A 20,135-nucleotide genomic window follows, 5' to 3' on the forward strand; every position below is an offset into this window, starting at 1 on the left:
CGATGACCACCACCCTGACCGTCTCCGATCTCACCCTCACCTTCCCCGACGGCGCCGGCCACGTCACCGCCCTCGACCGGGTGGCACTGACCGTGCGCGGCGGCGAGATCGCGGCCATCACCGGCCCCTCGGGGTCGGGCAAATCCAGTCTGCTGGCGACGGTGTCGACGCTCGTGCGCCCGGATGCGGGCCGGATTCTGCTCGACACCGACGACGGCGGTGTCGACCTCGCCCGAGTGTCCCGGCGCGAGGCCACCACCCTGCGCCGGGAACGCATCGGGATCGTGTTCCAGCAGCCCAACCTCATCCCCGCCCTCACCGCGGTCGAACAACTCGAGGTGATGCGGCACCTGGGGGGCCACACCGTCGTCGCACCGCGCCTGCGACGCCGAACCAGGGACAAGGCGATGGATCTGCTCGACGCGGTGGGGCTGCGCGGCCACGAGAAAAAGCGCCCGGCCCAGCTGTCCGGCGGTCAACGGCAGCGCGTCGACATCGCCCGCGCCCTCATGCACGACCCGGCCCTACTGGTCGTCGACGAGCCCACCAGCGCCCTCGACCAGGAACGTGGGGCTGCCGTCATCGACCTGATTCTCGGGGTCGTCCACACCCACGCCGCCGCCACCCTGCTGGTGACCCACGATCGCACTCACCTGCACCGCATGAACGCGGTCTACCGCATGGTCGACGGCCGGTTGTCGATGGCGGAGTCCGGAGAGCTCGCCGCCTGATCACCCGCGGCCCGGATGCGGTGCGCCGCGCGCACTCGGCGGCCATCGAACGGCAGCGCACCGCTTCCGCGCTCGGCCTACGTCGCCCGTTTCCGGGCCGGCACCTCGGCGTACCAGGTGAGCAGATCCGCGTTGTCGACCGCGCTGCGTTCGACCACGCGATCCGGGTCCGCGCCCTGGAACAGTTTCTTGATCGGCACCTCGAGCTTCTTGCCGGTGCGGGTGTGCGGGATGCCCGGGGCCGCGATGATGTCGTCGGGGACGTGACGCGGCGAGACCTCGCTGCGGATCGTCGCGTTGATGCGCTGTTTCAGCTCGTCGGTCAGTTCGGCGCCCGGGGCGAGGGTGACGAACAGCGGCATCCAGTAGCCGCCGTCGGGCTGTTCGGCGCCGATCACCAGGGCCTCGGCGACCTCCGGAAGTTGTTCCACCGCTTGGTAGATATCGGCCGAGCCCATCCGGATGCCGTGCCGGTTCAGGGTCGAATCGGAGCGGCCGTGCACGACGATGCTGCCGTGGTCGGTGACGGTGATCCAGTCGCCGTGCCGCCAGACGCCGGGAAACATCTCGAAATACGCTGCCCGATACCGGCTTCCGTCGGGATCGTTCCAGAACGACACAGGCATGGAGGGCATCGGGGCGGTGATCACCAGTTCCCCGACCTCGCCGCGCACCGGCCGGCCCGATTCGTCCCAGGCATCCACCGCGGCGCCGAGGAACGGCACCGACAGCTCGCCCGGCCACACCGGCACCGTGCGCACACCGCCGAGGAAGGCGGACACCACATCGGTACCACCGCTGATGGAGTTCACCTGTACCCGCTCGCCGACGTTGTCGCGCAACCACAGTGCCGACGACGGCGGCAGCGACGATCCGGTGATACCGACCGTGCGCAGCGCCGAGAGATCGTGGTCGCGCCGCGGCACCACACCGGCCTTGATGCAGGCGAGCACATAACCCGGGCTGGTCCCGAGCGCGGTGGTGCCGGTGCGCGCCGCCAGGTCGAACAGCGAATCGGCGTGCGGGAAGGTCGGACTGCCGTCGTAGCAGACGATCGTCGCGCCCACCAGCAGGCCGGCGACCTGGAAGTTCCACATCATCCAGCTGGGGCTGGTGTACCAGAAGAAGACGTCGCCGCGCCCGATATCCGATTGCAGCGCAGCGGCTTTCAGATGTTCGAGCAGGACGCCGCCGTGCCCGTGCACGATCCCCTTCGGCAGACCGGTGGTCCCGGAGGAGAACAACACCCAGAGCGGATGTGCGAAACCGACGGGCTCGGTGGACAATTCGGCGGCCTCGGGTGCGGCGACCGCATTCCAGTCCAGGGCGTCGGGCACCGCACCGCCCAGACGCGACACCACGACGGTGGCGCGGACGGTCGGCAGTCCGGCCCGCAGGGCGACGATATCGTCCCGTTTGTCGTGCTGTTTCCCGCCGAAGTGGTAACCGTCGGCGGTGACCAGGACGGCCGGCTCCAGCTGCCCCAGCCGATCGAGCGCCGCCTTCGCCGAATAGTCCTGTCCGCAGGCACTCCACACCGCGCCGATCGCGGCCGCACCGAGGAAGGCGATCACGGCCTCGGGGATGTTGGGCAGGTAACCGACGACCCGATCGCCGGGTCCCACGCCGAGTTCGCGCAGCGTCGCCGCGAAGGAAGCGGCGCGGCCCAGCAGTTGCGCCCAGGAGATCTCGGTCAGGCCGCCCTGTTCGCCGGCGTAGACGATCGCGGGCCGATCGGTGCGGGCATGGCGGGCGACCTGATCGACGTAGTTGAGCAGTTGCCCCGGAAACCATTGCGCCCCCGGCATATCGGAGCTCGCCAGCACCGTGGCCGGCGCGTCGCCGAGTTCGAAGTACTCCCACAGCGCGCCCCAGAACCCGGCGAGGTCGGTGATCGACCATTCCCACAGCGAGTGGTAGTCGTCGAATTCTCGTCCGGTCCGGGTCTCGGCGAATCGTGCGAAGTCGGTGACCCGCGCCGTTTCCACGTCCCCGGCATCGGGTTCCCACTGTGGTTGCGTCATGACTCTCCTAGCTCTACCGGGTCCCGGCGCGCTGCAGAATGCGTTCGGCGTGCCGGATCACCGGGCCGTCGACCATGCGCCCCTCGAAACTGAACACACCGCGATTGTTGGGCACCTCCGCCAGCACCCGGCGGGCCCAGTCCACTTCCTCGTCCGCCGGCGCGTAGGCGGCCCGGATCACCGCGAGCTGCTTCGGATGGATGGCGACCTTGACGTCGTAGCCGACCGCGACCGCCTCGTCGGATTCCGCACGCAGTCCGTCCAGGTCGGCGATATCGAGATACACCGAGTCCAGCGCGATCTTGCCGTACGCCTTCGCCGCCAGCAGGGCGGTCGAGCGCAGCTGCCGTGCCACATCGCGATAACCACCGTCGGCGCGGCGGCTGGAATTGCCACCGAGCCCGGCGACCAGATCCTCCGCCCCGGCCATCGAGGCGATCGCATTCGGCGCGGCCATGACCTCTTCGGTGCGCAGCGCGCCCAGCGGCGATTCGAACAGTGCGAGCACCTCGAAGTCCGACAGCAGCGAGAGCTGTTGCGCCGATTCGCATTTCGGCAGCATGACGCGACGGTAGGCGGTCGAGGCCAGCGCGGTCAGGTCGGCGTCGAAATCGTGCGTGCCGGCCGCGTTGACCCGGACCACCGTGCGCTCCGGATCGAGCGGTGTGGCCATCAGCACCTCGCGCGCGGCCTCCTTGTCCGCGGCCGCGACGCCGTCCTCCAGATCGATGATCACGACGTCGGCCGCGGCGGCGGCCTTCTCGTAGCGTTCACCCCGGTCGGCGGGGCAGAACAGCCAGGCCGGGCCCGGAACTTCCCAGTTCATCGCTCTCCTACTCGCCGTTCGGGCGCATCCGCATCAGGGTTTGCCGGACCGCGGTGGCCACCACATCGCCGTGCTGGTTGCGTCCGGTGTGCGCGAAGGTCGCGATTCCCTCGCCCGGGCGGCTTTTCGACTCGCGCTTGGCGGTCACCAGGGTTTCGGCGTACAGGGTGTCGCCGTGGAACATCGGCTTCGGGAAGGCGACCTCCGAGAAACCCAGATTGCCCACGATGGTGCCCTGCGTCAGCTGCGTCACCGACAGTCCGACCAGCGTCGACAGCGTGAGCATGGAATTGACCAGTCGCTGATTGAACGGCGGCAGACCGTCGGCGAAGGCCGCGTCCAGATGCAGCGCCTGGGTGTTCATCGTCTGCGTGGTGAACGCGACGTTGTCCGCTTCGGTGATGGTGCGGCCGGGCCGATGTTCGTACAGCACACCGATTTCCAGCTCGTCGAACCACAGCCCGCGCTGCACCACCCGGCGCACCGGCTCCATCGGCTCGCTCACAGTCCCAGCTCCCGTCCGATCAGCATCAACTGCACCTCGGTCGTGCCCTCGCCGATTTCCAGAATCTTGGAATCGCGATAGTGCCGGGCCACAGCATATTCGTTCATGAAGCCGTAGCCGCCGAAAATCTGGGTGGCATCGCGGGCGTTGTCCATCGCGGCCTCGCTGGCGACCAGTTTCGCGATCGCGGCCTGCTTCTTGAACGGTTTGCCCGCCAGCATCAAGGCCGCCGCGTCGTAGTAGGCGGTGCGCGCGGCGTGCGCTCGCGCCTCCATCCGCGCGATCTTGAACGCCACCGCCTGATTGCGGCCGATGGCGCGACCGAACGCCTCCCGCTCACCGGCGTAGCGCACGCTCTCGTCGACACAGCCCTGCGCCGCGCCGACCGACAGCGCCGCGATCGCGATCCGGCCCTCGTCCAGGATCCGCAGGAAATTCGCGTAACCGCGGCCCAGTTCACCGAGCAGATTCGACTGCGGCACCCGCACGTCGGTGAAGCTCAGCGGATGGGTGTCCGAGGCGTGCCAGCCGACCTTGTTGTAGGCCGGTTCGGCGACGAAGCCCGGGGTGTCGGTGGGCACCAGGATGGTGGATATCTCCTTCTTGCCCTCCGACTCCCCGGTCACCGCGGTCACGGTCACCAGCCGGGTGATATCGGTGCCCGAATTGGTGATGAACTGCTTGCTGCCGTTGATGATCCAGTCGTCGCCGTCGCGCACCGCGGTGGTGCGGGTCCCGCCGGCATCGCTGCCCGCACCCGGTTCGGTGAGACCGAAACCGGCCAGCGCGCGCCCGGAGGTCAACTGCGGCAACCACTCCCGCTTCTGCGCCTCGTTGCCGAACCGATAGATCGGCATGGCGCCCAGCGACACCCCGGCCTCGAGCGTGATCGCCACACTCTGGTCGATCTTGCCGAGTTCCTCGAGCGCCAGGCACAGCGCGAAGTAGTCGCCGCCCATACCGCCGTACTCCTCCGGGAACGGCAGGCCGAACAGGCCCATATCCGCCATGCCGGCGACGACCTCGTACGGGAAGGTATGGGCCGCATCGTGTTTCGCCGCCACCGGCGCGACCACCTGATTCGCGAAATCGCGGACCGTCAGCGCCAGCTCCCGGTACTCCTCCGGCAGCGTGCCGGTGGACAGGAAATCGCTCATGCCTGTGCCTCTTTCTGCTCGGTGTCCGATTCGTCGATGTCCGCAACGGGCTCGGCGGCGATCCGCGCCAGGACCTGTTCGACCTGTACCTGGTCACCCGCGGCGACCAGCAACTCCACCTTTCCGGCGACCGGCGCGGTCAAGGTGTGTTCCATCTTCATCGCCTCCACCACCACGACCGGGGTACCGGCGGCCACCTCGGTGCCCGGCGCCACATGCACCGCGATCACCGAACCCGGCATGGGGCTGAGGATTTCGGCGTCGGTGAGCTCTTCGTCGCCGCCGCGCAGACTCGGTTCGGCCACCTCGCGCACCGCCGCGACACCGTCGGCGCCGGCCACCCAGATCGGGCCGGCCTGTTCGGCGACCCGGTAGCGCAGCCGGATTCCGTCGAGGACGATCGTCAGCACCGCGTCGTCGAGAGCGGCGGTCAGCGAACGCGGCAGCCCGGTGTCCACCGCCACCCACGCGTCGGTGGGTGTGCCCGTAATCGCCACGTGCACAACGCGTTCGCCGCCTTCGAGTCGCAGCACCGTGGGCGCCGCGGTGCCGATGCGCCAGCCGTCCGGGATTTCCCAGGGGCCCTGCGGTGCGGCCGGCCACGCCCGCAGCCAACGCGCCACCGCCGCCGCGACGAACTGGTCGTCGGTGACCGGCGCGGGCCGGAAATCTCCGGCGCGCCGGTCCAGCAGCCCGGTGTCGAGATCACCGCGCAGCACATCGGGATCGGCCAGCAGGAACCGCAGGAAGTCGGTATTGGTGCGCACGCCGAGCACCTGGGTGCCGGCCAGCGCCTGATCCAGCCGGGCGATCGCGGTCGCGCGATCGGGGCCGTGCGCGATCACCTTCGACAGCATCGGGTCGTAGTCGCTGCCGATCACACTGCCGGTGCGCAGCCCGGAATCCACTCGCACGCCGGGCCCCTGCGGTTCGGCCAGCGCCAGCACGGTGCCGCCGGTGGGCAGGAAGTCGCGGCCGGGATCCTCGGCGTAGACGCGGGCCTCCACGGCGTGCCCGGTGAGCTGGATGTCGTCCTGTTCGGCGACGATCTTCTGCCCGGCCGCGACGCGAACCTGGCACTCCACCAGATCTACCCCGGTCACCAGTTCGGTCACCGGATGTTCGACCTGCAGCCGGGTGTTCATCTCCATGAAGAAGAACTCGTCCGGCCGGTCGGCGGAGACGATGAATTCGACGGTGCCCGCGCCCACGTAGTCGACGCTGCGCGCGGTGTTGCAGGCGGCGGCGCCGATCCGGGCCCGTGTCTGCGGGTCCAGCAGCGGCGAGGGCGCCTCCTCGATGACCTTCTGATGCCGGCGCTGCAGGCTGCATTCCCGCTCGCCCAGATGCAGGACGTTGCCGAACCGGTCGGCGAGGATCTGCACCTCGATATGCCGGGGAGTGGCGACGAACCGTTCCAGGAACAGGGTGTCGTCGCCGAACGCCGCGGCGGCCTCCCGGCGCGCGCTCACCAGCGCCGCGGGAAGATCGGCGGGATCGTCGACTCGGCGCATACCCTTGCCGCCACCGCCCGCCGACGGTTTGACCAGCACCGGATACCCGACTTCGGTTGCGGCCGAGATCAATTCGTCGTCGGTGAGGCCGGGCCGGGCGATACCGGGCACGACCGGCACGCCGAAATCGGCGACCGCGGTCTTGGCCGCGATCTTGTCGCCCATGATCTCGATCGCCCGCACGGGCGGACCGAGGAAGACGATGCCGGCCTTCTCCAGCGCCGCGGCGAAGGCCGAATTCTCCGACAGGAAGCCGTAACCGGGGTGCACGGCCTGCGCACCGGATCGCACGGCCGCATCCACTACTCGATCGATGTCGAGGTAACTCTGCCGCGCCGGGGCCGGGCCCAGCCGCACCGCGACGTCCGCCTCGGCCACGTGCCGGGCGGCGACATCGGCGTCGCTGTAGACCGCGACCGAGCGAATACCCATGGCCCGCAGCGTGCGGATCACGCGCACCGCGATCTCGCCGCGGTTGGCGACCAGCACGGTGTCGAAGGGCACCGGGTGAGATTTGTTCAGCATGGTGATCACATCCGGAATACGCCGTAGGAGACAGGTTCGAGGGGCGCCTGCGCGCAGACCGACAGGGCCAGGCCGAGCACGGTCCTGGTGTCGGCGGGATCGATGACCCCGTCGTCCCACAGCCGGGCGGTGGAGTAGTACGGATTGCCCTGGCGCTCGTACTGCTCCCGGATCGGCGCCTTGAACTGCTCCTCCTGCTCCGCGCTCCAGGCATCACCGAGCTGATCGCCGCGCACCGTGGCCAGCACCGAGGCGGCCTGCTCACCGCCCATCACCGAGATGCGGGCGTTCGGCCACATCCACAGGAAGCGCGGCGAATAGGCGCGCCCGCACATCGAATAGTTTCCGGCGCCGTAGGAACCGCCGATCACCACCGTCAGCTTCGGCACCCGCGCGCAGGCGACCGCGGTCACCATCTTCGCGCCGTGTTTGGCGATACCGCTCGCCTCGTAGTCGCGCCCGACCATGAAGCCGGTGATGTTCTGCAGGAACACCAGCGGAATGACCCGCTTGTCGCACAATTCGATGAAATGCGCGCCCTTCTGGGCGGATTCGCCGAACAGCACGCCGTTGTTGGCGACGATGCCGACCGGGTGGCCGTGGATGCGCGCGAAGCCGGTGACCAGGGTGCGGCCGTATTCGGCCTTGAATTCCTGGAATTCACCGCCGTCCACGATGCGCTCGATCACCTCGTGCACGTCGTAGGGCGTACGCAGGTCCACCGGGACCACGTCGTAGAGCTCCGACTGCGGGGCGATGGCATCGACCGGCGCCGCGATCTCCCACGGACTCGGCGACTTCGGCGCGAAGGTGCCGACGATGCGGCGCACGATCCGCAGCGCGTCCTCGTCACTGTCGGCCAGATGATCGGTGACACCCGATGTGCGCGAATGCAATTCGCCACCACCGAGCTCCTCCGCGGTGACCACCTCGCCGGTGGCGGCCTTCACCAGCGGCGGCCCGCCGAGGAAGATCGTGCCCTGATTGCGCACGATCACGGCCTCGTCGCTCATCGCGGGAACATAGGCGCCGCCCGCGGTGCAGGATCCCAGCACCGCCGCGATCTGCGGAATCCCCTTGGCGCTCATGGTCGCCTGGTTGTAGAAGATCCGGCCGAAATGTTCGCGGTCGGGGAAGACCTCGTCCTGATGCGGCAGATGCGCACCACCGGAGTCCACGAGGTAGATGCACGGCAGATGGTTCTGCAGTGCCACCTCCTGCGCGCGCAGATGCTTCTTGACCGTCATCGGGTAGTAGGTGCCGCCCTTGACCGTCGCATCGTTGGCGACGATCACGCACTCCCGGCCGGACACCCGTCCGATACCGCCGATCACCCCGGCGCCCGGACAGTCGTCGCCGTACATTCCGTCGGCCGCCAGCGGCGAGAGTTCCAGGAACGGGCTGCCGGGATCCAGCAGCCGGTCCACCCGCTGGCGCGGCAGCAGTTTGCCGCGCGCCAGATGGCGCTCGCGGGCCCGCTCGGGTCCGCCGAGCGCACTCGCAGCCAGTTTCGCGCGCAGCTCGTCGAGCAGCGCCAGATGTGCGGCACGATTGCCGGCCTGCACGTCCTGCGTCAGGGTCATCACGCCATCCTGCCCATTCGGTTAGTGGCCAATAACTGGAATCTAAGATAATCTTCGTTAACTGAAATGTCCAGGCGTGCCGGCACCGCGACCCGCCGAACGCCCCCGGCCTGCGGAGAGGAGCCCGATGAGCAGCAGTGAGGCCATCGCCCCCACACGCCGGGAGCAGCTCAAGGCGCAGCGGCGGCAACAGTTACTGGAGGCCGGGGCACGGCTTATCGCCGACCGCGGCTTCCCCGGCGTGCGGCTCGACGACCTCGGCGCGGCGGCCGGTATCAGCGGCCCGGCGGTCTACCGGCACTTCCCCAACAAGGAAGCGCTCCTGGTGGAATTGCTGGTCGGGATCAGTACCCGGCTGTTCGAGGGCGGTAAGGCGGTCGCCGAACAGGCCGAGTCCCCGCGCGCGGCACTGTCCGGGCTGATCGAGTTCCATCTCGACTTCGCCCTCGGCGAGCCCGAACTCATCCGCATCCAGGATCGGGACCTGGAAAGCCTGCCGGAATCCGCCCGCCGGCAGGTGCGCCGCCTGCAGCGGCAGTACGTGGAGATCTGGGTCGGGGTGCTGCGCGGCCTGCATCCGGACCTGGACGAGACCGCCGCGCGGGTCAAGGCGCACGCCACCTTCGGCCTGATCAACTCCACACCGCACAGCGCCACTCCCACCCTGGCCGGACGGGCCCGGCCCATCCTGCGGGAGATGGCCTGGGCGGCGCTGAGCTGAGCCGAGGAGCCGGGCCGGCGGTCTAGTCGCGGCGGAGTTCGGCTTCGGCGGTGGAGAGGACCATACTCACGCCCAGATAGACGGCGGGGATCAGCGCGAGGGTCCACGCGGCAGCGAAAAGCGGTGTGGCGACCTCGAATTGGGAATGCCAGCGCACCCGGGTCCCCTCCGGATGGTCGTCGAAGGTCACGGTTCCGTCCTGGCGGCGCAGCGGCGGAAGCGATTTCAGCACGCGATAACGGAACAGTCGCGGAGGGTCGTAGTCGACGACCTCCTCGGTCAGCCGCAGCAGCGGCGTGACCAGCAGCCGCACCGCCCCGACCCCGTGTTCGGAGACATTGCCCGGACGGACCGGAGTGACCCGCCGGATCGCCGGAACGCGCTGGTAGTTGGTGGCGTCGGTGATCCAGTCGAAGACGTCGGCGCGGGGTGCCCGGATGATCCGTTCCAGGTCCAGCGTGCGCATCGAGAGTCCCTTCGCTACCGCGGTGTCGGATGAATTCCCGACCGGCGGGGATGCCGGATCGGTGCCGAGTGCCAGCGCAGCGTACGGCGCGGCGGGCACCCGCTGCCAGTGACGAGAGTCGAAACGATGCTATTTCGATACGAGCAAGCGATCTGGTCGTTCGCCCAAGCCGCGCGGCGTCCACGAAAAGATGAATCCGGTCGGTATTTCCTTGTGACAGAAAGCCTTTCGCTCACTCCGGCAGACCCCCGTCGCCGGCGAGCCGGCGGCGATGGTCCACAATTGTCCCGATCCGGCCCGGAACCGGCCTTCGACCCCGCACCGATCCCCGGTCGACCTCCCGGAACCGGCGGTAACACCGGGCAGCCGGAAATCATCCGGTGACTACCATGGCATTCATGAGTGCCGAGGAGTGCCGCCGCACCACAGACAGGCCGGAACCGTGAGCGTAGAGCGTGGCACCGCGAGCCCCGCAGAACAGCCGACAACAAAGCCGCAGGAGCGGGTGATTCGCCGACGCCCGAAGAATCGGCGCGCCCAGATCGCCGCGACCTCGGCGGCGGCCTTCGGCTCGCTGGGGTATCACGGGGTCAGCATGGAGGACATCGCCTCCCGTCTCGGCATTTCCTCGGCGGCCCTGTACCGGCACTATCCGAGCAAGTACGCGCTGTTCCGGGAGGAACTGCTGCGCCTCGGCGCGCTGACGGTGGAATCGACCACGGTGGCCCCCGAGGCCGCCGAACTTCCGGCGCAGCAGCGGCTGGCCGGCGTGCTCGACGCCATGATCGCCGCGACCATCGCCAATCGGCCGACCGTGACGCTGGCCCGGTGGGAGGGGCGCTACCTCGACGACACCGATCGCGCCACGCTGGACGAGCAGTTCACCACCTCGATCCGCGCCCTCGCCGGCCTGCTCGGTGAATTGCGCCCGGAGCTGACCCGCCGCGATCGGCTGGTGCGGGCGGTGGCCTTGCTCAGCATCGTCAGCAGCATCGGCGACCACCACGCCACCCTCCCCGTGAAATCGCTGACCGCGGTGCTGAATTCGGCCGCGTGGGCGATCATCGGCGCCGAACTCCCGGACGCCGCGCCGTCGGCCGGCACGCCGCGCGCGGCGGAGATCCCGCAGTCGTTCAAACACGAACTGCTGCTGAAGAAGTCGGTGGAGCTGTTCCATCAGCGCGGCTATCCGAATGTGAGCGTGGAGGATATCGCGACGGCCGCGGATCTGTCCGCGGCCTCGGCCGTCTACCGGTATTACCGCAGTAAGAGCGACCTGCTCGCGGCCGCGTTCCGGCGGGCGGCGGATCGGGTGTCGGGCGCGATCGGCCCGGCCACCGCCTCGTCGAAATCTCCGGCCGAGGCACTGTCGAAACTGATCGGCCTGTATGTCACCGGGTCGTTCGAAGAACGCGAATTGACCTTCGTCTATTACGCCGAGTTCAGTCACGTCCCGCCCGAGGAACGCACCGTACTGCGCAATATTCAGCGGCTGATCGTGGCCGAATGGGTGAAATTGCTGGTCGCGGTGCGGCCGGAGCTGTCCGAGGCGCAGGCGCGCATTCTGGTGCAGGCCGGCTTCGGACTCGTGGTCGATCTGGGCCGGGTCTTCGGCGATGACGAAGACCTCTGCCCGCCGCAGCGAGTCATGGCGCTGATGGAGGTCGTGCTGTTCGGGTCGCCGCGCGGCGAGTGATCGCCTCAGCTGTTCATCCGCGGCCACGGGTAGAGCGCGAGGTGGATGAGCAGGATCGCCAGCAGACCGAGCAGCAGCGCGGCGACGAATCCCGCGCGATGCTCGAGATAGCCGATGGTGCGAAACAGGGTGGGGAACGGCACTTCCCGCGCGAAGAACATCGACAGCGCGCTCGGCACGATCACCCACATCACCGCGATGGTCCCGTACAGCACGTAGGCGCCGGTGAAGGTCCCCGGATCGACCGCGCGGGCTCCGCCGGCGAAGGCGACCGCCACGGCCAGCGCCGCGCAGGCCAGAACCAGATAGCCGCCCATCCCCTCGGTGCGCACGGCATCCGGGTCGGGGGTGAGCCGGCCGTTGGCCGTGGTCTGCCGGCCCGCGACCGCGGCCGGGCGCTGCGGCGGTATCGCCAGCTGTGGCAGCGAATAGTAGGCGAGCACGACGATCACGAACACGACCACGAGCCGCACCCACGAATGCGCGTCCTCGAGGTGGCCGATCGTCGCCGAAATCGTCGGCCAGTCCGCGAGATCGAAGACCGCGGCCAACTCCGGGACCGCGATGACGATGCCCGCCAGCCCCCACATCAGATATCCCCAGAACTCCGCCGAGCGCCCGGCGACCGTCGGCGCGCCGGTAGTGACCTCCGTCATACTCCCGTTGTAGCACCGCGCGGGCACACGGCGGCAACGACGGGGAATCAGCTGGGCCGCAACATCGGTGGGTGCAGCACCTGCGCGGGCCCGGCGCGATAGAGCTTGGCGGGACGACCACCGTCACGGGTCGTGGTGGCGCCGGTGGCCAGGACGAAGCCCGGTGTGGTGGTGACCTTGCGGTGGAAATTGCGCGGATCGATGTCGGTGCCCCACATGACCTCGTAGACCCGCCGCAGTTCGGCCACCGTGAATTCGCGGGCACAGAAGGCCGTGGCCAGCGGCGTGTACTCCAGCTTCGCGCGGGCCCGCTCGACGCCGTCGGTGAGGATTCGCCGATGGTCGAAGGCGATGCGGCCGCGCTCGGCGAGCAGTTGCTCCACCGACCAGATGCCGGCCGCCGTGGCCTGCGAACCCGCTTGCGGCGCGGGCAGATTCGGCGCCAGCGCCAGATAGGCGGTACTGATGACCCGGCCGCGCGGATCACGGCCGGGTTCACCGTAGGTCGCCAGCTGCTCCAGATGCATGCGGTCGCCGCGTATTCCGGTCTCCTCGCGCAACTCCCGGACCGCGGCGGCGGAGAGGCTCTCCTCGGGGCGGACGAAACCACCGGGCAGCGCCCACCGTCCGCGATAGGGGGCGTAGAGCCGCTGGACCAGCAGCGCGCACAGCGTGTCGTTGGCAGTGTGGCGAGCGCCCAGGGTCAAAACCACCAAATCGACCGCGACCGCTGCATTGAGGCGAAAACCACTGCCCATGACGGGCATTGTAATCGTCAGTCTGACGATAAAAACTCCGGCGGTGAATTCCTCAGCTCGCGGCGACGAAAGTGAACGGGCCGAATTCACCGACGTGGCCGAGGATCCAGTCCCAATGCGAAACCGGGTCGACCACCACGCCGGCCTGCAGCAGTAACCGCCAGCCGAGCTCGTCGTGCTCCCATACGTCACCGTCGGCGTCGACATAGAGACCGCGGGTGACCGGTTCCGGTTCCGTGACGGAATTCTCGCCCGCGTCCCCGAAGGCGCCGAGCGTCCCCTCGTCCGGGCGGTCCGCGTGAATTCCGCCGCCGACCAGGGCGCGGTCGGCCAGTTGTGCGACGGCGCGGGCCATGGCCACGAATTGACCGGCCGGTACCGCGATCACCTCGTCGGTCCGCATGAACAGTTCTCCCGCCTGATCGTCGTCGTGAAAGAGGGCCACGATGTCCGGCACGGTGGGCCGGGGACGGATCCTGTTCTGACTCATGATTTCTCCTGCCCTGCGCCACCGAATTCCGTTACCGCGTTCTGTGACGTTCGAACCATTCGAAACCTCCCCATCCATCAGGTTTGTGAACGTCAGCCTCGTCCATCCCACTTCTGGTTCACTTCCGGTCGAATCGGGCGACAAGCAATTGGACGATATCGAGAGCAATTCCGAAGTTGCGATGAAATACACGAGCCGAGGATGGTCATCCGACCGCCGAACCACAGTTCGGCAAAAAAGTCACAATTGCATTACAAGCCGCTCACCTCGCCACTCAGGTTCGAACCACGTGTGTCGCAACCCGGAACAGCCGGAACGTGATGCACAACACACTCACCGCGGAACTACCACACGGAATCGATATAACGATTTGGCAACCATGAAGCTAACGACAGACAGCGTCGAAAATTTATAGTAGAGATTCTGATTTAAATCAGATGTCCAGCGTTTTGGCCGTCCCGTCGGCGCACGGACGGGGGCGGGCCATGGGGAAGGTGTCCGGGATGTCAGGGTGGCAGGGGGCATGGCATGGCTGAACGGCGGATCCATGTCCTCGGGCCGATGCACATCGCACTCGACGGAACACCGATCCGGCTCGCGGGGCGGCTCACCCGGGCCCTGCTGGCGCGCTTGGTGATCGCGCAGGGCCGGGCGGTGTCCACCGATCGGCTGGTCGACGAATTGTGGGACGGGGAACCTCCGCCGAAGGCGACCTCGGTGCTGCAGGTGCACGTCCACAACCTGCGGCGGGTGTTCGAACCCGAACGTCCCGCCCGCGCGCCGGCGACGGTAGTGGTGTCGGAGGGTCTCGGTTACGCGCTGCGGTTGCGCGACACCGAAGTCGACGCCTGGCAGTTCGAATCGCTGCTGCACGAATATCTGCAAGTCAGCAGCGGTGCCCATGCCCCCGAGGCGGCCACTCGCACCCGGATGCTGGATATCGCACTGGGCTGCTGGAACGGACGCGCGCTGGAGAGTTTCGCCGACTGCGGCTGGGCGGCGGCCGAGGCGGCGCGGCTGACCGATCTGTATCTGACCGCCGGTGAATTGCGCGCACAGGCCGCGCTGGAACTCGGCCGCACCACCGAGGTGATCAGCGGCCTGCGGCGCACCGTCGAAGACCGGCCCGACCGCGAGGAGAGCGTGCGACTGCTCGCCCTCGCGCAATATCGGCTGGGGCAGCAGACCGAAGCGCTGGCCACGCTGCGTCGCACGGCGGAATTCCTCACCCGGGAAATGGGGCTGGATCCGGGACAACGCATTCAGGAGCTGGAGACCGCGATCCTCAACCAGGCGGTACCGGTGCTCGACTCCACCGTGGCGACCGCGCCCATCGCCGTGCGCGCCGATATCGTGCGCGACACCACGCGCTCGCCGACCGAACCGGGCGAGCGGGCCGAGACCACGACGGCGCCCGGATATCCGGTGCAGCGCAAGGTCGTGCTGGAAGCCGCCTGCGAGGCCGCCGAACACGGCGCCCGGGTGGTGTGGGTCTGTGGCGGCGCGGGTTTCGGCAAGTCCACCCTCACCGAGACCGTCGCCACCGAATTGCGGCGCCGCGACTGGGTGGTCGCGACCGGACGCTGCCCGGAGGTCGACGGCGCGCCGCAGGCATGGGTGTGGGCGGAGATCGCCACGCGCTTCGGCGCCGATCTGACCTCGCGGCCGGTGCTCGGCGGGGCATTCGAGATCTCGCGGGTGATCGCCGACCGGTGCCGGAAGGCGGTCGCCGACGGTCCGGTCGCGCTGATTCTGGAGGATCTGCACCGGGCCGACGAGGCCACGCTGCAGATCCTGCGCCAAGCCATGGCATGGCTGCACGATCAGCCGCTGCTGGTCATCGCCACCCTGCGCGAGACGGAGGCGCCGGCGCCGGTGCGGGCGGCCGTGGCCGCCCTGGCCGACCCGACCGCCGCGCATATCGAGCTCACCGGCGTCGATCTGGACGGGACCTGTGCCATCGCGCGCGCCGCCGGATTGTCCGGACTCGACACCGATCTGCTGGCACTGCTGCACGAACGCACCGGCGGAAATCCGTTGTTCCTGCGCGAGCTCACCGCCGCGATGGCGGTGGGCGGCGACGTCCACGCGCTGCCGCCGAGCACCCGAGGGGTGATCGAACAACAACTGGCGCGGATGCCGGATCCGGTCCGCGAGGTGCTGGAGTACGCGGCCGTCTGCGGTGAGCGGGTCGAACCGGCGACGCTGGTGGCGCTGACCGGACGATCCGAGCCCGAGATCGTCGACCTCGTCGGCACCGCCGAGGTGGCACGGCTGGTGATCATCGATCCCGCGGGCCGGATCATGTTCGCGCACCCGCTGATCCGTGACACCGTCTACGCGGGGATCGCGCAACTGCGGCGGACCCGCATGCATCAGGGTGTGCTGGCACTGCTGGGCGGGTGCCGGCCCGACGACACCCGGGCCGTCGAGGTGCTGGCCCATCACGCCGTGCGCGCGGCCACGGCGAGTACCGCCGATTCCGCGGTCGACTACATCACGACGGCGGCGCGGCACTGTGTCGAACGCGGGATGCGCGCGGATGCGGCACCGCTGTGGCGCACGGTGATCGAACTGCGGCGACTGGCCGGGCACGAGGACGACGATGCCCCGGCCGCGGATCGGATCGCCTGTGTGGACGCCTACTGCGAACTGGTCACCGCCTCCGCGTACGCGGGACGGATCGTCGCGGCCCGTGACGCCCGGGAACAGGCGCTGCGGCTGGCCACCGCACTGGGCGACGGGGAGTTGGTGGTGCGCGCGCTGACCAGTTGGCGGGCTCCGGTGGTCTGGGCGATGCGGGACTGGAGATGGACGAATCCGCGGCTGCGGCGCGCACTCGCGGTGGCCTCCGCGCGCGACCAGCCGGTGGCGACCCAGGCACGCCTGCTGATCACGGCGGTCTTCGAAGCCAGCCCCGCCGCGCACCGGCTCGCCCACACCCGCGCCCACGCCGCCCTGAAATTGGCGCGCAGCACCGGCGACGCCGAGTTGCAGTGCATGGCGTTGAACGCGCTGACCCATCTCGTCTTGGACGGACATTCCGGCGACGGACTGGGATACTGGACCGCCGAGCTGGAGCGCATCGCCACCGCCGCCGACCTCCCCCACTATCGCGCCCTCGCACACTATCTGCACTTCCGCACCGCCTGCCGCAACGTCGACCTGATCGAGGCCGGACGGCAGGCGAGGCTGGCCCTGGAGTTCGCGGCCACCGCGCAGGTGCGCCCGCTGACGACGATCTTCGGCTACTTCCGCGCCGCCATCGAGATCCTGCGCGGCGATATCTCCCGGGCGGCGCACTACTTCGACGAAAGCATCTCGGCGGCAAGGGATTCCGGATTCCCGCACGGCGACGAGGCGGCCCTGATCGCGCTGCTTCCGCTCGGCTGGGCGCGCCGCGATCTCTCCCTCGCCGCGGACGCCCTCGCCGATATCGAAGCGGCCCTGCCCGGCATGCTCACCCAGATCTACATCGTCGCACTCCTCGACGCCGGCGCACGCGCCGAAGCGGCCGCCCTGTTCCATCACGGCCCCGAGGTCGACGAGCACTTCTACCCCGTCCTGATGCGAGCCCACCGCGCCCGCGCGGCCATGGCCCTCGGCTCCACCGCCGACTGTGCCGAACTGTATCGCCGGCTCCTCCCCGCCGCCGGCACCGTCGCGGGCCTCGAAACCGGCTTCACCCCACTGGATCCGGTGGACGAGATCCTCGCCGACCTGGCGGCGGCGTGCGGAGACGGCGTCACCGCCGCCAAGCACCGCGCCGCCGCCACCCGCCTCCGCGAGCGAATCCGCAAGCAGCTCAGATCAACTCAGCTGACGAACATCGACACCATCGGCCCCGCCGCGAGGGACTTCCCGGCGCCGTTCTGATGCGGCGGCATCGCCGCACCTCGGATCGACACAAGGTTTTCACCCGGTCGCCCGCTTCTCGCCGGCCGCACCTCGCACTCGCGATTCGGAGTCCCGTGTCCGTTTGCCGCGGGCGATTTCGGTGGCGAGAGCGTCGAGCGGGTTCGCCAGGTGGTGCAAGGGGTCGAGCAGAGCGGTGAGCCAGGTTCGGGCGACCTCCACGCCGTCGGGGTCGAGGCGGTAGTACCGGCGGGTGCCGTCGGCGCGGACGGTGACCAGACCGGTGTCGCGCAGGGTCTTCAGGTGTTGCGAGACCGCGGGCTGGGAGATCGGGGTGACGGCGCGGATCGACTCGACCAGGGCGCCGGCGGAGTGTTCGCCGGCGGCCAGGAGTTCGAGGATGTGGCGGCGCACGGGGTCGCCCAGTGCATCGAAGATGCGGGCGGGTGGGGCGGTCATCGAGGTTCCGGGGTGTCCTCTGGTTCGGTGGTGTAGAAGGCGAAGGTCTGTTCGGCGGCGGTGCGGGCCGCGGTGGGGTCGTCGCCGTCGGCGATCGCGGCCTCACCCCACGCCGTGGCGGCGGTGCGGATGAATGTACGGCCCTCCGGCGTGGTGTGCAGCGTGAGCGCGACGGTCGGATCCACCGGCTCGCCGCTGTCCAGATGCATCCCCAGGCCGAGGAGGGCGAGGTCCCAGCCGACACCGACCGCACCGGGACCGAATTGCGTCCACATGGCCGGATCGATCGGCGCCTCGTGCTCGAGCTTCAGTTCGGTACCGTCGCCGGCCGGGCCGAGAGTGACCTCCAGCCAGGAGATCTGCGGGCCCATCTCCCAGGTGACGGCGAAGTGTTTCGGCGCGTCACAGCGTTCGACCACGCCGTTGGCGTTGCCCTCGAGCTGGTAGCGGCCGCCGACCTCCAGTGAGCCGCTGATCGGCAGGAACCAGCGTGGAATGCGCTCGGGATTGGTCAGTGCGTCCCACAGATCGGCCTGATCGGTGGGATAGCTGCGGCGGGCGACGGCGATCCTGGTGGTCGCGCCGTCGCGAGAGCCGGTGCGGACCTCGCGGGTGACGAGGCCGGCGAGGGCGGCGGGATCGGAGAGCAAGGGCATGTCATACCTCCTTCTATAAGTTTGAACTTATATTAGCAGGCGACCACGGCCCATGCGAGGAGGACGTGAACGCCGCGACGTGCCGGTGCAGGGGGGTTCGGATGGCACGCCGCGGCGCGACGCATTCAGTTGGCTTGTAGACGCATGGCCTCGATCAGCGATTTCGGGCGCATATCGGTCCAGTGCGATTCGACATAGTCGAGGCAGAGCTGACGCAGACAAGGCCCGTGAGCGATCGTCCATCCGCTCGGCACGGCCGCGAACACCGGCCACAACGAGTGCTCGCCTTCATCGTTGGTCAGGACGTAGAACTCGGCGTCGTCATCGTCGAATGGGTTGCTCATTCGAATACCTTTCGTGCGGAACTGTTTCCGGTGTGGCGGCGCCGCCACCGCACCGGGAGGTGGTGCGGGCCCGCGGTGTTCGAGCCCGCACCGCGATCAAGCGCCCGGTGTCACCGACACCGCCGATCCGGTGGAGAGCAGGTTCGCGAGGGCGGTGAAGATGCTGCCGAGGCCGGAGCTTCCGGTATCCATCAGTCGAAAATCCTTTACTGGTGCGGGTTTACTTCGGGGTGTAGGCGATGCTGGAGCCGGAGCTGAGGAAGCTCAGCACCTGAGTGATGATCGCGGCGTAGTCGACAGTGCCGTCCATACTTTCTTCCTTCTTCCTTTCACGGTCGCGATCCGCGGACGCCGGAACGGCGCCCGAGGGCCGCACGGAACCTGATCGGCTCCGGGCTGATGAGGCGACAAGCGATGCGGGTCAGGCCGTTTCGCTGTCGTCCGGGTGTTCGCCGACTACCGCGCCGATGCGTCGCAACGATTCCGCGGAAGTCATGCGCCAGTGGGTGGTGGGCAGCCGGTGGCGCCGTACCGTTCCGCTGACCGCCGGGATCCACCGGTCGGCGGCCGGCTCGCTCGAGGCGTCGTGCGCGGCGACGAAGTACGTCAGATCACCGCGGTAGAGCCGGGGCCGATAGGCGGCGGCCAGATCGACCGATCCCAGCGCCGCCTCGAGGACCGCGGTGATCCGATCCCGGCCCAGCGACGCGAACGGTTCGGGCAGCGCGGCGAGGATCGCGGCAGGATCGTCCGGCATGGCGTCGCCGGACTCCTCGAACCGCTCCCCCAGCAACCCGCCCAGCAGTTCCGCCGTCGCGACCGGCTCGGACTCGTCGGCATCCGGTTCGCCGAACCGGCTGTCCATCACGGCCAGCAGGTCGACCCGCTCACCCTCGTCCTGCAGTTGCACTGCGACGGCATGGGCGAGCACACCGCCGAGCGACCAGCCCAGCAGGTGATAGGGCCCCTCCGGCTGCACCGAGCGGATCGCCTCGACATAACGCCGCGCCCACTGTTCGACGGTGCCGGGCAGGCCCTCCCCGCTCAGCGCCGGCGATTGCAGACCGTAGAGCGGCCGCCGCACCGAGGCGGCCAGGCCGGCGAACGACCAGGCGACACCACCGACCGGATGCACACAGAACAGTGGCTCGCCGATCCCGTTGCGCCGC

At 68.9% G+C, this 20,135-nt stretch carries 18 protein-coding genes; 4 read left to right on the plus strand and 14 right to left on the minus strand.

What is annotated here, in order from left to right; translation table 11 throughout:
• Positions 1–2 precede the first annotated feature (2 nt).
• Complete coding sequence (locus ON23_RS24045; protein WP_039780961.1) at positions 3–731, plus strand: ABC transporter ATP-binding protein; 729 nt, start codon at positions 3–5, stop codon at positions 729–731.
• A gap of 77 nt (positions 732–808) precedes the next feature.
• Here the strand turns inward: ON23_RS24045 and ON23_RS24050 are convergent, their stop codons facing one another.
• The 6 genes from ON23_RS24050 to ON23_RS24075 are packed head-to-tail and all read right to left on the minus strand — an operon-like array spanning position 809 to position 8,865.
• Positions 809–2,755: an acetoacetate--CoA ligase gene (locus ON23_RS24050; RefSeq protein ID WP_039780962.1), complete on the minus strand. Its 1,947-nt coding sequence runs from the start codon at positions 2,753–2,755 to the stop codon at positions 809–811.
• Positions 2,756–2,768: 13 nt separating this feature from the next.
• The gene (locus ON23_RS24055) at positions 2,769–3,581 is read right to left on the minus strand and encodes an HpcH/HpaI aldolase/citrate lyase family protein (RefSeq protein ID WP_039780963.1); all 813 of its coding nucleotides are present in this window, start codon (positions 3,579–3,581) and stop codon (positions 2,769–2,771) included.
• A 7-nt stretch (positions 3,582–3,588) separates the two neighbouring features.
• Entirely contained in the window at positions 3,589–4,074 is a 486-nt protein-coding gene (locus tag ON23_RS24060; RefSeq protein ID WP_039780977.1) for a MaoC family dehydratase, read from the minus strand.
• Positions 4,075–4,082: 8 nt separating this feature from the next.
• Positions 4,083–5,243: an acyl-CoA dehydrogenase family protein gene (locus ON23_RS24065; protein ID WP_039780964.1), complete on the minus strand. Its 1,161-nt coding sequence runs from the start codon at positions 5,241–5,243 to the stop codon at positions 4,083–4,085.
• The gene (locus ON23_RS24070) at positions 5,240–7,282 is read right to left on the minus strand and encodes an acetyl-CoA carboxylase biotin carboxylase subunit (RefSeq protein WP_039780978.1); all 2,043 of its coding nucleotides are present in this window, start codon (positions 7,280–7,282) and stop codon (positions 5,240–5,242) included. Before ON23_RS24070 ends, ON23_RS24065 begins: the two co-directional genes overlap by 4 nt.
• Positions 7,283–7,287: 5 nt before the next feature.
• Positions 7,288–8,865, minus strand: coding sequence for a carboxyl transferase domain-containing protein (locus ON23_RS24075; protein ID WP_039780966.1), 1,578 nt, complete (start codon positions 8,863–8,865; stop codon positions 7,288–7,290).
• A 127-nt stretch (positions 8,866–8,992) separates the two neighbouring features.
• Here ON23_RS24075 and ON23_RS24080 point away from each other — a divergent pair, with 127 nt between their 5' ends.
• Entirely contained in the window at positions 8,993–9,586 is a 594-nt protein-coding gene (locus tag ON23_RS24080; RefSeq protein WP_039780967.1) for an SACE_7040 family transcriptional regulator, read from the plus strand.
• Between the two features lie 22 nt (positions 9,587–9,608).
• On the opposite strand, the gene ON23_RS24085 is transcribed toward ON23_RS24080, so the two are convergent.
• Positions 9,609–10,052, minus strand: coding sequence for an SRPBCC family protein (locus ON23_RS24085; RefSeq protein WP_039780979.1), 444 nt, complete (start codon positions 10,050–10,052; stop codon positions 9,609–9,611).
• A gap of 442 nt (positions 10,053–10,494) precedes the next feature.
• On the opposite strand from ON23_RS24085, the gene ON23_RS24090 reads away from it, so the two are divergent.
• Positions 10,495–11,748 (plus strand): TetR/AcrR family transcriptional regulator, encoded by a 1,254-nt coding sequence (locus tag ON23_RS24090; RefSeq protein ID WP_039780981.1) that lies wholly within the window; start codon positions 10,495–10,497, stop codon positions 11,746–11,748.
• A 5-nt stretch (positions 11,749–11,753) separates the two neighbouring features.
• On the opposite strand, the gene ON23_RS24095 is transcribed toward ON23_RS24090, so the two are convergent.
• The 3 genes from ON23_RS24095 to ON23_RS24105 are packed head-to-tail and all read right to left on the minus strand — an operon-like array spanning position 11,754 to position 13,652.
• Positions 11,754–12,404, minus strand: coding sequence for a hypothetical protein (locus ON23_RS24095; protein ID WP_039780968.1), 651 nt, complete (start codon positions 12,402–12,404; stop codon positions 11,754–11,756).
• 47 nt (positions 12,405–12,451) lie between these two features.
• Positions 12,452–13,162: an NUDIX hydrolase gene (locus tag ON23_RS24100; RefSeq protein ID WP_036505725.1), complete on the minus strand. Its 711-nt coding sequence runs from the start codon at positions 13,160–13,162 to the stop codon at positions 12,452–12,454.
• A gap of 52 nt (positions 13,163–13,214) precedes the next feature.
• Positions 13,215–13,652: a hypothetical protein gene (locus ON23_RS24105; protein WP_036505726.1), complete on the minus strand. Its 438-nt coding sequence runs from the start codon at positions 13,650–13,652 to the stop codon at positions 13,215–13,217.
• Positions 13,653–14,180: 528 nt separating this feature from the next.
• Here ON23_RS24105 and ON23_RS24110 point away from each other — a divergent pair.
• On the plus strand, positions 14,181–17,528 hold the full coding sequence (locus tag ON23_RS24110) for an ATP-binding protein (RefSeq protein WP_051043240.1): 3,348 nt from the start codon (positions 14,181–14,183) through the stop codon (positions 17,526–17,528).
• A gap of 39 nt (positions 17,529–17,567) precedes the next feature.
• On the opposite strand, the gene ON23_RS24115 is transcribed toward ON23_RS24110, so the two are convergent.
• The 4 genes from ON23_RS24115 to ON23_RS24130 all read right to left on the minus strand — a co-directional run.
• Positions 17,568–17,966 (minus strand): ArsR/SmtB family transcription factor, encoded by a 399-nt coding sequence (locus ON23_RS24115; RefSeq protein WP_039780969.1) that lies wholly within the window; start codon positions 17,964–17,966, stop codon positions 17,568–17,570.
• The gene (locus tag ON23_RS24120) at positions 17,963–18,622 is read right to left on the minus strand and encodes an SRPBCC family protein (protein ID WP_039780970.1); all 660 of its coding nucleotides are present in this window, start codon (positions 18,620–18,622) and stop codon (positions 17,963–17,965) included. The genes ON23_RS24115 and ON23_RS24120 overlap by 4 nt, the downstream gene beginning before the upstream one ends.
• A gap of 125 nt (positions 18,623–18,747) precedes the next feature.
• Positions 18,748–18,966 (minus strand): MbtH family protein, encoded by a 219-nt coding sequence (locus ON23_RS24125; protein ID WP_030517136.1) that lies wholly within the window; start codon positions 18,964–18,966, stop codon positions 18,748–18,750.
• A 421-nt stretch (positions 18,967–19,387) separates the two neighbouring features.
• Positions 19,388–20,135, minus strand: a 748-nt coding sequence (locus tag ON23_RS24130) for an alpha/beta fold hydrolase (RefSeq protein WP_039780971.1), incomplete at its 5' end; no start/stop codon positions are given.

The organism is Nocardia cerradoensis NBRC 101014 (assembly GCF_000308535.1).
GTDB lineage: Bacteria > Actinomycetota > Actinomycetes > Mycobacteriales > Mycobacteriaceae > Nocardia > Nocardia cerradoensis.